Below are 14,531 nucleotides of genomic sequence, written 5' to 3'. Positions count from 1 at the left end.
TGACCATTTTTTAATAGTGTTTGGTAACGTTCTGTTGACATTGTGTCTAGATTCTCTGAATATATACGTGTTATCCATTCCATTTCTCCACGTAAGTTATCTAATATAGTTAAATTCGTTTTGGTAATTAACATATCATTTTTATATTCATCTTGTTCCCATAAATAATCATCTGGCTCAGTTGTTATTAAATAATAACAACGAGTAGATTCACCACTGGAATTCCAAATAAATATTTTATTTAATGCTGGGTGTAAATTAGATTGCTCCCAAGCATTTTTGGTTTCATCATCATTATAAAAGTCAATTAGTACACTATTTTGGTATCTAGTAAATTTTTCGTATCTCCAAATATAGTTATACATACAAATATTCAATCCCCAAATTAACCCACCAGAACACCGCCCCATTTGGCGCAATAATTGCCGAAACTGCCCATGAATATGGATATTGCAATCGCGTTCAATTTGCTCAATTTCTGCTTCGGTATAACCTTTAATCCGTTCTGGATAAAAAGGTACATAAGTTTGATAGGCTCGTACTTTTTTTAATTCTTCAATAAAATCAATCATTTTTTATTTCCATGTTTGCCAATACAGAAAAAGCAGCCTGCAAATTGGTTTTCAGGCTGCCTAAATGGTGTTTACCCCAATAATTTCATTTTATTAGGACAATATTGTTGAAATAAAGCGATGGTTTCTTCACGTTCTGTGGCATTTTGCAAATACAATGCCACGCGCACAGGCATTTTATTGTCGCCCTGAAAACGCAGCAGCAAATAATCGCGCCGCAATAAGGGCGTGCGTTTGTGCTGGACTTGCGCGATGTCTTGCCACGCCATTTGGCGGTCTTTCACTTCAATGCCGCATTGGGCATAGCGGCTGATGTGAAATTGCGCTTCATCAAACGTCCAGCCCCATAATTTATTCCACCGCCATGCAGCCTGCGCCATCGTCAGCACCGACAAAGCCAGCGCAAACCACAGCGACATCTCCCCCCACACCAACGCCACCAAATAATACAAAATCAAAGCAATTAAATTGTGCAACAACAATTCACGAATCACCAAATTGCGCTGTAACTGAAACGATTTTTCTGTGTTTGATGTCATAAAAATTACTCTTTACCATTATTTTATTATGATTTGAAATAGGGGGTTTCAGGCTGCCTTACCGTACACGACAAAACACACAGTAGGGTGCGCCGTGCGTTAAATTTTGTAGCGTATGAAGGCAGCCTGAAACTTAAAATTCGCGCACCACCGTCCCATGTTGCAAAGAACCCAAAAATTGCCCTTGTGCCTTTTGCTGTTCCTGCTTCAGCAACAGTAAACGCACGGCGTGTTCTTGCATTTTGGTGGGATTATTTTCGGTGCGTTGGCTCACCATGTACAGCATTTGCCAATTTTTGGCTGTTTGAATCGGTGCGCTGATTTGACCATTTGGCACAATACGCATCATCGCTTCCACTTTGGCAGGCACCAGCCCTTCTGATAATTCCTGCAAACCGCCGTTTACCGCCGCCGCTTCTTGCGAATAGCGTTTGGCTAATGTGGCGAAATCTTGCCCTTGCTGCACCGCTTGAGCCAGCAGCTTAATGCGGTCGCCGACTGCTTTGGACGTGTGAGTGTCGTTGATGTTCATCAAAATGCGGCGCACTTGGTAAACCGTGTAGGGGCTGCCTGCGGGCAAGGTTTTGCCTTCTTTTTGCGCTTGTTGAATATAATTCAACACTTTGCCGTCTTCCACTTTTACGTCTTCTATCACATTCATCATCACACGTTCGCTCAACAAATCTTTTGCCACTTCAAGGCGATACGATTTTTTGCTCAAACCAAATGATTTGGCTTGTGCATATAATGCGTCAGGTGTGGTTTTTGCCAACAGCGCACGGCGTTGAATTTCTGCATCAATTTCCGCTTCTGTGGCTTTCAAGCCAGCATTTTTTGCCGCTTCCACCATCAAAGCGCGTTCCATTAACTGTTGGCGTGCGGCGGCGGCTAATTGCGAATTGGGAATGTCTTTATTGGTGGGGCTGGCGCGTAATACCCGCACCGCGCGTTCAATATCGCCATAGGTAATAATAGAAGCGTTCACTTCCATCGCTATGCTGTTCAACGCTTTAATCTCTGCGGCAGCCTGAAAACTGCTTGCCAACAAAATAGCTGCCGTTAATGTTTTGATGTGTTTCATTTTTTAATAACCTCGTTGGTTTTATGATAACCGGGGACACCCAGTCTCAATGTTTCGTAAGGATTGCTGCCTAAACTTGCTAAATCTTTCAGTTGCAGCGTTAAGAAAAAGCCATTTTTGTATTCATTCAAACCCGTAACCCGTCTTTGCCCAATCAAGCTCACGCTCCAGCAGCCGCAAGGGTTGCGGTATTCCAGCCCCACAATTTGCTCCAAAGCCGCCCATGGAGAAATGCTGTAATTCAACCGCCCCACCGCGTATAAATTGGGCGAAAGTGGATATTGTGCCGCCAAATCCAGATGTTTCAATTTATCCCAATGACCCGCGTAAATTTCTTCATTGCGCCCATATTTGAATCGCGCCGCGATGACTTTGCCCACCTGTGGATTGTATCGCGCCCCAATGTCAAAACGCTGTGTGCGCTTATCGCTTTCATTGTAGTGCCAATTCATGTCGGCAAACCAATTTCTATGTACCTGTCCACCCAAATAGGCAATAATATCGCTGCGATTGCGTGGCGAACTGCCTATGCTGCCGTCCAGTAACACATTGTCGGTATTGAAATAAATTTTCTGCCCAATCGCCGCACGCAAACGCTCCATGCCCGTAAATTTATCCAGAAAACGCGTTTGTAAACCAATGGTAATGCTGTTGCTGTTGTTAATGCGGTCGTGTCCCGAATAAATATTGTCGCGGAACAATTGGTCATAACTGAATGTATTTAAAGACGTATCAAAATTGGGCAAATCATTTTGTGCACGGCTGCCTACATAATTGTAAAACAAACGCGGTTCAAACGTTTGCACATACTCATTGCCAAATAAATTCGCGTTTCGCTCAAAAGTAACGCCTGAATCCACACTCGCCATCGGCAACACGCGTTCCACGCTGCGCGATGGTGCTGTGCCAAACGTGTCCAGCCAATATTGCGTGGCGTGTACGCCCAAACGCGGACGCACATAGCCCCAAGTATTGCCAAAATCCCATTGTACCGATGGATAAATCACGGCGCGGGTGCCATTTTGTTTGCTGTTATGGTCAAAACGCGTCAGTTGCCCCAAAACATTCACATTTGCCCTGCCAATTTGTTTTTGCCAACTGGCAGACAGGCGCGGCAATAGGGCATAGGGTTCATCTTTATTGCCAGACGAATCGGGTAGGGTTTGATAATCCAGTACAGTTAAATTGGTGTGCAGATTGCTGCCCAAAAGCGGCATGGTGTAATCCAACCATGCTTTGTTTTCCAAATTCACGCTTTCGGTGGTGTCATAAAAATCGCGTTGATAGTCGTCATCAGACATGCGATGTAAACTGGCACCGCCCGTTAATTGCGAATTGAATTGATGATTGTGCGACCAACGCGCTTCATAACGATTATTGTGGCGGCTACGCGCGTCATGGGGCATGAATTTTGCGTTCAGGCTGCCTGAATAATTCGGCTCCAGATAACGAAATTCGCCGCGTACCGTTGCGCCGCGTGCCGTAATCACACCAGGGGCAAGGGTCGTGTCTCGGTTGGCTGCCAAATTAAAATAATAGGGCAATTCCAATTCCGTGCCGTCCGAACCCACTTTCACGGTGGGAACGAGTAAACCACTTTTGCGATTGCCGCTCAAGGGAAAATCCGCCCAAGGCGTGTACAAAATTGGTACGCCACCAAACACCAGCCGCGCATTTTTTGCCATGCCAATATTGGTGTCGCGGTTGGCGGTTAATTCGCTGGCTTGGATATACCACGAATGGTCGCCCGCATGACAGGTATTGAATTTCACATCGTGCATGGACGAATGCGTTTTGTCGTGCATATTCAGGCTGCCTGCTGTGCCTTGCAAACGTCTGCCTTCGTGTTCTGCTTCAAATTCGGTGTTTTTTGCCGAGCCTTGTTGGTTTTTCAAATCGTAAACCAGCGTGTCGCCGCGTATGGTTTGACCATTGCCGCGAGTGAGTGCAAATTCATCGCCTGCTTTGATGGTTTCGGCGATTTGGTCGTATTCTATCCAATGGGCGTTGAGTGTTTCATCGTTGCGCTCCACGATGACATCGCCGCTTGCGACCGCGTGGGTTTGGCTTTTGCCTGCCAATTTGTCGGCGGTAATGCGGGTAACATCGGCGGGTAATTTGGGTTCGCCGCTACCGTGTGCTGGTGTGGTGGCGTAACGAGCCGCCCCAGTATTGGGGGCAGCACAATGTTGTAAGCGACTGTGTTGCCAGGACGATTTGGAAACACTTTGCGCCCAAATGTTGCCTGAAAACACCAGTCCCAGCGCGATAATCAACGGTTTAATCAGAAATGGACGAGACAAAATAACACCCTGAAATGCGTTTACGGTTAAAATAGCGAATATTTTAACCGAATTTTGCGTTAAAACACGAAAAACCACATGAACAAATGAATTTTCAGGCTGCCTCACAATACACAACCATTTTTTAATCACAAATCATGTAGGGTGTGCCGTGCGCACCAAATGGCTGGAATCATTGAAATATTGTGGTGTGTTTGGTGCGCACGGTGCACCTACTGTGATTTTTTTGTGTACTAAAAGGCAGCCTGAAACCCAACTCATCAAAAATATAGAAAGAACAAGATTATGGACACCCGTCAAACCCAATTAAACGACTGGCTCAAAACCCAATTTGACCGCCCCTTTGAATTGACTTTTGCGGCGGCAGACGCGGATTATCGTCGCTATTTTCGTGCCACCTTTGCCGATGGCGACAGCGTGATTTGCATGGACGCGCCACCCGAAAAAATGCGCGAAAGTGTTCAAAATTATTTAAAAGTACGCGATTTGTTTGCCCATTTAAATGTGCCGACTGTGTTGGCAAAAGATTTGGAACAAGGTTTCGTGGTGCTGAACGATTTGGGCGACACGCAATATTTACGCGCCATGACCGATTATCCCGATGAAGCTGGGCATAAGGCTTTGTTATTAGAAGCAATTGATGAATTAATTCAATTGCAACTCGCCAGCCAACCCAATGTATTGCCCGAATACGACCGCGCGAAATTATTGGAAGAAGTGAATTTGTTTCCCAACTGGTTTGTTGCCAAAGAATTGGGCAAAGAATTGAATTTCAAAAAGAAAAAATTATGGGACGAAGGCATTGCTAATTTATTGCCCGTGATTGAAGCACAGCCGAAAGTGTATGTTCACCGCGATTTTATCGTCCGCAATTTAATGCTAACGCGTGAACGCGTGGGTATATTAGATTTTCAAGACGCTTTATATGGCGCGATTACTTATGATTTGGTGTCGCTGCTGCGCGATGCCTTTATTGAGTGGGAAGAAGAATTTGTGTTGGATTTGGTGATTCGTTATTGGGAAAAGGCGCGTGCGGCAGGTTTGCCTGTCCATGCGAATTTTGATGAGTTTTACCGCGATTTTGAATTTATGGGCGTACAACGCCATTTGAAAGTGGCGGGTATTTTTGCCCGTTTGTGGCATCGTGATGGTAAAGACAAGTATCGCCCTGAAATTCCACGCTTTTTGAATTATTTGCGCCGCACCACGCGCCGTTATCATGAGCTTGCGCCGATTTATGCTTTATTATTGGAATTGGTCGGCGATGAAGAATTGCAAACGGGTTACACGTTTTAATTTCCCCATTTGATTAACTGATTTTTGAATACATGCACAAAAACCTGTTCAGGCTGCCTGAATAGGGGCGTGTATTACAAGGCAGCCTGAAAGATTTGCTTATGAATTTCCGCACCAACCAAGCCATACCGTCCAGCCGCTTTCGCCTGTCGCCCACGATACTGGTTGCGCTCGCCGACACCACCGTAGAATTGACCAATGTCCGCAATCGCCAACGCTTTGTCGCCAGCGCGATTTTGCCGCCCGACACGCAAATTCGCAGCGACTGGGAAATCACCGCCTACCGCTACAGCGAAAATTTGCAGCCTTTCGCCCACCCGCGCACGCCCGTAACCAATAGCCACGCCGCCGAAATGATTTTGAAACGTGCGCTGAAAGAATGCGGTTTGTCGCAATTTGCACCGACCATTATTTTGCGTCCGCAGCCGCGTTTTTTGGTGGACATCACAGACGCGGAATTGTCTACCCTGCGCGAAATTGCGCTGAAAGTGGGCGCGGCGCGTGTGGCGATGTATTTGAAACCTGAATTTTCAGAACGCGATTGGGCGTATTTTGAAAATGCTTAATACATTTTTAATTTTCATTTAATTTTTTTGTAAACATGATTTCAGGCAGCCTGAAAGTTGGTTTCAGGCTGCCTGAATGATTTTTTTTAAAGGAACACATCATGACTTACTCCGCTTGCCCACAATGCCAATCGGATTTTACCTACCACGATGGCAGCCAATTGGTTTGCCCCGAATGCGCCCATGAGTGGCAAGAACACGAATCCGCCAATCAAGAAGAAAACCCTATCGTGAAAGACGCGAATGGCACGCCGTTGGCTGATGGCGATACCGTTGTGTTAATTAAAGATTTGAAAGTCAAAGGCAGCAGCATGGTCATCAAACAAGGCACCAAAGTCAAAGGCATTCGCCTGCAAGATGGTGACCATGATATTGGCTGCAAAATTGACGGTACGCCAATGAATTTAAAATCGGAATTTGTGAAGAAAGCGTAATTGCCCATACACATTAAATTAAAAAACGCGTTAGATGATTTGTCTAACGCGTTTTTTCGGTTTTCAGGCAGCCTCACAGTACACGACAATTTGTAGGTTGGGCATTCATGCCCGACTTACAATTGTCGTGTAGTGAAAGGCTGCCTGAAAACTATTTTTTGCCATCTTTGCTGTATTTACCGTATTTATCGGCATAGCCATCGTAGCTGTAATAATTGCTGGCGGTGCGTTCCACGCCGTTCAGCACAATGCCGCTAATGCGCACATTGCCCGCTTCAAAACGTGCCACACACGCGTCTAATTCGCGCAAATTGGTTTTCCCAAAACGGCTAACCAGCAGTGTAACACCAGCGTGCTGTCCCATCACAGCCGCATCGGTTACTGCCAACACAGGCGGCGTGTCCAACACTACATAATCATAATGCGCGTCTGCCCATGCCAAAAATTCGCCCAAACGACCATTCAGTAATAATTCAGACGGATTATTTGGCGTGCTGCCACCACTTAAAAAGTGTAAATTGGGCAAACTCATTTTCCAAATGCGATGGTTATATGGCATATCATCTTTGTTTGCCAAAATCTCTGATAAACCTTCGCCAGATGGAATTTGCATTAAATGGTGCATATAGCCTTTGCGCATATCTCCATCAATTAAAAGTACTTTTTTATCTGATTGTGCCATCAGTACCGCTAAGTTTGCCGCCACAAAGGATTTGCCCACTTCAGGCGTGGCACCCGAAATCATAATTACCTTATTGGTTGCGCTCATGGTGCGAAAAAATAAATTGGTGCGCAAAGCTCGTAAGGCTTCCACCGCCATATCGGTGGGGTCTTTGAGTGCCAACATACTGTTGGAACGAATGTGTTTGCGTTTGCCCACTTTTTTCAGTACACGGTCGCGTTTGGTTTGCGCGTCTGATGCGGGAATGCTAACAATCACGTCCAAGCCCAATGCTTCAATTTCATCTTCGGTGTGAATGCCGCGATTCAGTAGGGTGCGCAACAGGTAAAACGCCACGCCCATAAATGCCCCCAAAATGGTTGCCAAAGCGACAATAATTAATTTTTTTGGTTTAATTGGTTTTTTCGGCACGGCGGCGGCATCAATAATGCGGACATTGCCTTGCGAGCTGGCTTTCAGAATGTTTAATTCTTGCTGTTTACTCAATAATTGCACATAAATGCCCTGATTGATTTCCACATTGCGCGTTAAGCGAATAATGTCTTGTTGTAAAGACGGCATTTTGGTGATTTGTGTGTTTAATTTGCTTTTGGCTTCATTCAAAATGCGGATTTTGTCGCTCAACGCTTGTTGTGATGGGTGGTCGCGTGTGTAAACTTCATTTAATACGGCTTGTTCGGTGCGCAAATCCACCAATTGCATTTCAATTTTATTTAAATTTTCCAAAATGCCTTTGGCTTCGTGCGGCACATCCACCGAACCACTGCGCGAGCGGTAGGTATTTAAGGCGTTTTCTGCTTCATGTAAAGTATCTTTCAGACGTGGCAATTCTTCGTCAATAAAACGCAAACCACTTGAGGCAGCCTGAATGTCTTTGTTGCGGTCTTCTGCTGCATAATTTTCCATAATGCGGTCAAGAATGAGCTTAATTTTTTCAGGGTCTGTACCTGTTAAACTCAAGCCTATCATGGGGCTGTTTTTGCTTTTGGTGGCAACGGTCAGGGAACGATGAATATTGTCTATGCTGTTTAAATCAGAATAATGCACCAACGAGAATTGTTGCCCCACATTGGCGGTGATTTGGCTAATCAGCAATTCGCCATCATTATTGATTTTCAAGATTTGACCAACTTGTCCTGTCAAAACCTGTTCATTGGGCAAAGTAAGCGAATAGGATTTGGGCGACAAGGTAGTAATCACAAAAGGCGTGTCTAATAAATCTTCAGGCAGCCTGAAAGTTTCTACTGTTAAATTGGGTTTAACGGCATTGGGCATTTTGGGTGGCAAGGCATTTAGAAAGCGTTGCCAAGACGGTGTGATGGGGCTTACGTCAATATGTAAATTCAAATCACGAACAGTTTGCCCCAAAACAAGGCGCGATTTAATCATGTCCACTTCCGAATCGGCGGGTGTTTTGGTTGAACCCATAATCTCGGACAAATCGCCTAATACTTGGTTCTTTTTATTGGAAAATTCCACCATGCCATTGGCTTGATACACGGGTGTGGCGGAAATGGCATAGGCTACACCCAAGACTGCTGCTACCACTGTAATTACCAAAATCCGCCATTTGTGATACCACAAAACGCCAAATAATTGTGCCAAATCAATCTCATCATCATTCACAATACTGTGTGATGGTTGAGAGGGTTTGGGTTGTTGTGAGCGAGCAGAACGTGAATAGGCAGTCATAATTAAAAAATACTAATAAAATCAATAATATAAGCGATATTATCGCCTAGATAAATGGGGAATTATAACATAAGCATATGTTAAGGGGTTTTCAGGCTGCCTGAATTGGGAAAGGGTGGCGATTTGTGTGGTAAATATGTTGTGGACTAGATGATTGAGATTGGCTGAAATTTAGGGATTCAACTGCATTGATTATTTAGTGAAACTGAATAATGTGGTATATTTAATATTTGTCAAAATAAACCAAAAAGCGGTTAAAAAAATGAAAGATACCAAGCCTTTACTTGCTTTTGCTGCCGTATTGGAACATGGTTCCATGCATGCTGCGGCGCACGCTTTGGGGACAACACCCTCTGCTGTGAGCCAGCACATTAGCAAACTAGAACAAGTGCATGGCGTAAAATTGCTCAAACGCAGTACGCGCAAATTGTCGCCCACCGAAGCGGGCATGGTATTGGCGGCGCATTGTTTTCGGCTAAAACGCGCTTTAGATGATGCACATTCGGCTTTGGACAGCGTGAAAACGGAAGTATCGGGTGATGTGCGCGTGGCGTGTCCATTGGCTTTGGTGGCGGCGGCGGATTTTCAGGCTGCCTTATTGAATGTAGCAGAACAATACCCCTTAATTAACATACAATTAGCGGTCAATGATGGCATATTGGATTTGCAAGCGGCGCAAATTGACATCGCCATTCGTGGTGGCGAAACGGCGTTAAACGCGCCGCAATTGGTGGCGCGGCATTTGGCGGATTGGCGTTGGCAAATTTTCGGCTCGCCCGATTATTTAAAAAATAAACCCGTGCTGACACCGCACGATTTACACAAATTGCGTTGGCTAAACGTTCGCCCCGTGCGTTACGATTTGCAAAATGGCACGGAAATGTATCATCTGGAAATACACAAAACTTGGCATTGTGGCGATTTGGCGGCGTTGCGGCATTTGACTTTGGCGGGACTGGGTGTGTCGGTGCAATTGGCGGGCGATGTGGCACGAGAAGTGGCGGCTGGCGATTTGCAAGTGGTCTTGCCCGAATGGACATTGCCGAGTGTGCCATTGTATGCGCTGACCCCGCACAGGGTGCAATCGGCGAAAGTGGCGGCGGTTTTATCGTGTTTACAAAATAGTTTTCAGGCTGCCTGAAAATTTGATTTCCTCAATAAAATCAGTTAAAATCCGCCGTTTTTATCCCTTTTTGAAAGTTAAAATATTATGAAAACCGCACAAGAATTACGCGCTGGTAACGTATTTATGATTGGCAATGACCCTATGGTGGTGCAAAAAACCGAATACATCAAAGGCGGTCGCAGCTCTGCCAAAGTGTCTATGAAATTGAAAAATTTGCTCACAGGCGCGGCTTCTGAAACCATCGTGAAAGCGGACGATAAATTTGATGTGATTGTATTATCACGCAAAAATTGTAAATACAGCTATTTCGCTGACCCCATGTATGTGTTTATGGACGACGAGTTCAACCAATACGAAATTGAAGCGGAAAACATCGGCGACGCGCTGAAATTCATCGTGGACGGCATGGAAGATGAATGCGAAGTAACCTTCTACGAAGGCAACCCAATTTCCGTAGAATTGCCTACCATCATCGTGCGCGAAGTGGAATACACTGAGCCTGCGGTCAAAGGCGACACTTCGGGTAAAGTGATGAAAACCGCACGTTTGGTGGGCGGCACCGAAATCCAAGTGATGTCTTATGTGGAAAACGGCGACAAAATTGAAATTGACACGCGCACAGGCGAATTCCGCAAACGCGCTTAATCATTTGATTTAAAAAATATACAGGCAGCCTGAAAAATGATTTTCAGGCTGCCTGTATATTTTTACGCTTCAGCGATTTCAAAACTGTGCGACACTTCCGCCGCCTTGCCCAACATAATGGACGCAGAGCAATATTTTTCCGCCGACAATTGCACCGCTTTGCCTATGCTGTCCGCTTGCAAGCCGCGCCCGATGACTTTGAAATGAATATGAATTTTGGTAAACACGCGTGGCACGCTGTCGGTGCGTTCCGCTTCTACGGTGGCGATACAATCCACCACGTCTTGACGTTGCTTTTTGGCGATGTCCACCACATCAATGCTGGAACAGCCCGCCACGCCCATCAACAATAATTCCATGGGGCTGGGTGCGCGTTTCAGCCCTTCATCGGGCGATGTGCCGTCCATCACGACAGAGTGTCCGCGCTCATTGCTCGCCACAAAACAGCGACCATCTAACCATTGGCTTGTGATTTTCATAAAATTAAATCCTTGTTTTGTTTGTAAAATTTATTTATTAAATTAAAATGTATTTTATAGTCGTAGAAGTGAAAATGCAGTACAAGGCGACAACGCCCGCCGTGTACGAATAGTACATAAGGGCGTTGGCAACGCCGTAATGCTTTTTCAATTCTACGACTATAGCAGAAATTGCGCCAAAAATTCACTTTCAGGCAGCCCCCCCACATCGTGTCGCGCCACCAAATTCAACACTGCCAACACTTCGCCATTTTCCGCCACCAACACAGGATAATGCGGTCGCAAAAATGGCGGAACATGATGATTTTGCAAGATTTTCTTAACCAAATTTTTGCCTAAACGGTCGTGTGGCTGGGTAATCCGCAGCGTTACCTGTTCGCAGCCATCGGGTAATGTGATGGTTTGATGGGCGATTAATTGTGTGGTGTTCATCACATTTTGCAGGCTGCCTGAAATCGGGTTTGCCCAAATCAGATTTTGCTGCCAATTATTTGATAATGCAAACAAAATGTTCCGATATGCATACGCCGTGCCGTGCGGCAAAGCCCATTCTGCCACATTCGGCTCGTCCAATAAAATCCGTTCAAAATCCAATATGCTGGCGCGGCGTGGCGTGCCTAATCCATGATTTTTGGTAAATAAAACAAGTTGTTGCCGTCGCCGCGCTGGGGACAATTCGCGCCATAAATCTAGGCGAAAATAGTGTTGTGGGCAAATGTGTTGGTAATCTAATTCATTGATTTCATTTAAAATAGACAATTCATCTTGCAAGGTGGCGATGGCGGTGATTATGTGGCGGTCGGCGTGGGGCAAGCGTTGGCGCAGCGCAGGCAGCCAATCATGGCGCAACCAGTTTCGCAAATAAATAGGATTGAAATTGCTTTCATCTTCAATGTGTTGCAATTGGTGTTGTGTGGCGTAGCGTTCAATTTCGGCGCGTGTGTGTTGCAATAAGGGTCGGACAATTTTCAGGCTGCCTGAAATAGGGTAATTCATTGAATCATCAGTATATTCCATCGCTGCTAAACCGCGTACGCCCGCGCCACGCAATGCCGCCAAAAAAAAGGTTTCCACTTGGTCGTCCTGATGATGGGCGAGCGCTAGACAGTCGCCTTGCCACGCTTGCAAAACCTGATAACGGGCGGCGCGGGCGGCGGCTTCCACGCCCAAACCTGCTGATTGAATCTGTACATATTTGATATGAAACGGGATTTGCCACGCTTGGCATAAATTGGCACAAAACGCCGCCCACGCGTCCGCATTCGCGCTCAAACCGTGATGGACATGGACGGCGGTCAAAGTTAAGCCGTAATCGTGTCGCGCTTGAGCGAGCAAATGTAACAAAACCACTGAATCCACACCGCCGCTTAATCCAATAATAATATGTTGATTTTGATGAAATTTTAGGAAATTTTGAATATTCATGTTTTTATTTTTCAGGCTGCCTGAACCATCATCGTGCTTCCTGTTTGCGAATCAAATAAGCCGCCCAAGCCGCAAACGCCGCCGTTGGCAACACTGCCGAAAAAAACGCTGGTACGCCATACAGTTGCGTGGTAAACCCAAACAGCCGCCCCGTGAAAAAAAACAGCAAACCCAAGCAAATCCCACCAAATAATTTCAAGCCCATATTGCTGTGCCGCCCCGAATTGGGCGTGAACGCCAACGCCACCAGCGACATCACCATTGTGGTAATTGGGTAAACCAATTTATTCCACCATGCAACATCGTAAGCTTTTGTATCCTGATTATTTTTTTTCAAATAATCAATATAACGCGTGAGTGCGGTAAAGGACATTTGTTCGGGTTTGACACGCAAAACGGTGAGTAAGTCTTTGTTTACATTGGTTTGCCAATCCATTTGTGCGGCGTGTTGGGTGTGAACCTGTTTTTCGCCGATTTGACTGCTGCGCGTGTTGTGCAAAATCCATTTATTGTCAGACACTTGGGCGGATTCGGCGGCGATGATTTCGGTGAGTTGAAAATCTGGGTTGTAACGCCAAATTTTGATTCCTGTCAAGGTGTTATCGGGCAACATGGCGGCGATATTGACCATGCTGTCGGCTTGTTTCAGCCACACGCCTGTGGCGGAAGCGGTTAGGCTGCCTGATTTTGCGCTGGCTTTGAGCGTGTCGGCGCGGCGGCTTAATTCGGGCGCGAGCAATTCGCCCAACAAAATCGTCAAAACCGCAAAAATCGCGCTAAATTTCAAAATAATGCCAATGATATTGGCGGTACTCAAACCGCTCGTTTTAATCACCGCCAGCTCGCTATTGGACGAAAGCTGGCTCAACGCCAGCAAGCCGCCAATCAGCGTGGCAAGCGGCATCAATTGATACGCTCGCGCAGGCATTTGCATGATGATGTATTGAAACGCCGTCCAGCCCGTGTAACTGCCTTCGCCGATATTGCCGACTTCCGCGAGCAGGTCAATAAAACTGTAGAGCGCGAGTATGGACAACAGCGCGTAGCCCGACATGGTTGCCAATCGGGTAATCAGGTATTTTGTGATGAGTTTCATGGTGTTATGATTGATTAAATTATTTTCAGGCTGCCTTTTTGTACACGACATTTTGTAGGTCGGGCATTTATGCCCGACCTACGGAAATCATTTTTTGTCGTGTACTGAAAGCCAAATACAAAAATTCCAGCAATTTCATTCACAAAAAATAAAATATTTCAGGCAGCCTGAAAATTCAAACCATTGGAATTTAATTATTTTTTGTTTGGCTTACTTTTCTAAAAAGTAAGTCGCCGCGCGGCGATAGAGCGCACGCCGTAGGAACATTTCAGGCTGCCTTTCAGTACACGACAAAAAATCGGACGACCTGTTTTGGGTTTGAAAAATAGTCCAAAGTTGCCATCATCAACATGGCAGCTTTGGCAAGCTGCTCTAAACCAACACGAAAAATACCTTGCGATAAACGTTCATGAGATTTAGGCTTAATTGGATTAAGCGCATGTTGCCAACGCCCAATGACATAAGCCCAAGCCAATGTAACTGCCAGAATCGCAAACAACTTTTCCATTTTAACAGGGTCAGTCATGTGCGTGGCTTCCAAGTCAAAACCGCGTTTTTTCAGGCAGCTAAACAGCATTTCAATTTGCCAGCGCTG

The 14,531-nt window shown here is 45.6% G+C and carries 13 protein-coding genes and 2 pseudogenes; 5 read left to right on the top strand and 10 right to left on the bottom strand.

Annotation, left to right across the window (positions count from 1 at the left end; all coding sequences use genetic code 11):
• The 4 genes from Q338_RS09185 to Q338_RS09170 form a co-directional block, all read right to left on the bottom strand.
• On the bottom strand, positions 1-572 hold a 572-nt coding region (locus Q338_RS09185; protein ID WP_051968580.1), incomplete at its 3' end, for a serpin family protein.
• Positions 573-643: 71 nt separating this feature from the next.
• Positions 644-1,111, bottom strand: a complete 468-nt coding sequence (locus Q338_RS09180) for a hypothetical protein (protein WP_034294536.1) — start codon at positions 1,109-1,111, stop codon at positions 644-646.
• A gap of 133 nt (positions 1,112-1,244) precedes the next feature.
• Entirely contained in the window at positions 1,245-2,192 is a 948-nt protein-coding gene (locus Q338_RS09175) for a peptidylprolyl isomerase (protein WP_034294533.1), read from the bottom strand.
• Positions 2,189-4,495: an LPS-assembly protein LptD gene (locus Q338_RS09170; RefSeq protein WP_034294543.1), complete on the bottom strand. Its 2,307-nt coding sequence runs from the start codon at positions 4,493-4,495 to the stop codon at positions 2,189-2,191. The genes Q338_RS09175 and Q338_RS09170 overlap by 4 nt, the downstream gene beginning before the upstream one ends.
• A 285-nt stretch (positions 4,496-4,780) precedes the next feature.
• Between Q338_RS09170 and amgK the strand changes: the two genes are divergently transcribed.
• From amgK to Q338_RS09155, 3 genes are all read left to right on the top strand, one after another.
• Positions 4,781-5,791: an N-acetylmuramate/N-acetylglucosamine kinase AmgK gene (gene amgK / locus Q338_RS09165; RefSeq protein ID WP_034294531.1), complete on the top strand. Its 1,011-nt coding sequence runs from the start codon at positions 4,781-4,783 to the stop codon at positions 5,789-5,791.
• Positions 5,792-5,892: 101 nt separating this feature from the next.
• Complete coding sequence (locus Q338_RS09160; protein WP_034294529.1) at positions 5,893-6,357, top strand: hypothetical protein; 465 nt, start codon at positions 5,893-5,895, stop codon at positions 6,355-6,357.
• 101 nt (positions 6,358-6,458) lie between these two features.
• Positions 6,459-6,791 carry a zinc ribbon domain-containing protein YjdM gene (locus Q338_RS09155; RefSeq protein WP_034294527.1) on the top strand — a complete coding sequence of 111 codons (333 nt, stop codon included), beginning with the start codon at positions 6,459-6,461 and terminating at the stop codon, positions 6,789-6,791.
• A gap of 151 nt (positions 6,792-6,942) precedes the next feature.
• Here the strand turns inward: Q338_RS09155 and Q338_RS09150 are convergent, their stop codons facing one another.
• Positions 6,943-9,165 (bottom strand): polysaccharide biosynthesis tyrosine autokinase, encoded by a 2,223-nt coding sequence (locus Q338_RS09150; protein ID WP_051968579.1) that lies wholly within the window; start codon positions 9,163-9,165, stop codon positions 6,943-6,945.
• A gap of 262 nt (positions 9,166-9,427) precedes the next feature.
• Here Q338_RS09150 and Q338_RS09145 point away from each other — a divergent pair, with 262 nt between their 5' ends.
• A complete protein-coding gene (locus Q338_RS09145) occupies positions 9,428-10,306 on the top strand; it encodes a LysR family transcriptional regulator (protein WP_034294538.1) in 879 nt (292 codons plus the stop codon).
• A gap of 69 nt (positions 10,307-10,375) precedes the next feature.
• Positions 10,376-10,936 (top strand): elongation factor P, encoded by a 561-nt coding sequence (gene efp / locus Q338_RS09140; protein WP_034294525.1) that lies wholly within the window; start codon positions 10,376-10,378, stop codon positions 10,934-10,936.
• 62 nt (positions 10,937-10,998) lie between these two features.
• On the opposite strand, the gene Q338_RS09135 is transcribed toward efp, so the two are convergent.
• The 5 genes and pseudogenes from Q338_RS09135 to Q338_RS09120 all read right to left on the bottom strand — a co-directional run.
• A complete protein-coding gene (locus Q338_RS09135) occupies positions 10,999-11,415 on the bottom strand; it encodes an OsmC family protein (RefSeq protein WP_034294523.1) in 417 nt (138 codons plus the stop codon).
• 159 nt (positions 11,416-11,574) lie between these two features.
• Positions 11,575-11,775, bottom strand: a complete 201-nt coding sequence (tilS, locus tag Q338_RS15495; RefSeq protein ID WP_407059649.1) for a tRNA lysidine(34) synthetase TilS — start codon at positions 11,773-11,775, stop codon at positions 11,575-11,577.
• A gap of 480 nt (positions 11,776-12,255) precedes the next feature.
• Positions 12,256-12,840 (bottom strand): annotated as a pseudogene (gene tilS, locus Q338_RS15490) (tRNA lysidine(34) synthetase TilS); the annotation flags it as partial.
• Positions 12,841-12,868: 28 nt separating this feature from the next.
• Positions 12,869-13,936 (bottom strand): LPS export ABC transporter permease LptG, encoded by a 1,068-nt coding sequence (lptG, locus tag Q338_RS09125; RefSeq protein WP_034294521.1) that lies wholly within the window; start codon positions 13,934-13,936, stop codon positions 12,869-12,871.
• 280 nt (positions 13,937-14,216) lie between these two features.
• A pseudogene (locus Q338_RS09120) lies at positions 14,217-14,531 on the bottom strand (hypothetical protein); the annotation flags it as partial.

Origin of the sequence: Alysiella crassa DSM 2578 (assembly GCF_000745955.1) — a bacterium.
In the GTDB taxonomy this organism is placed as follows: Bacteria; Pseudomonadota; Gammaproteobacteria; order Burkholderiales; family Neisseriaceae; genus Simonsiella; species Simonsiella crassa.
This window is presented reverse-complemented; position numbering and strand designations above follow the sequence as displayed.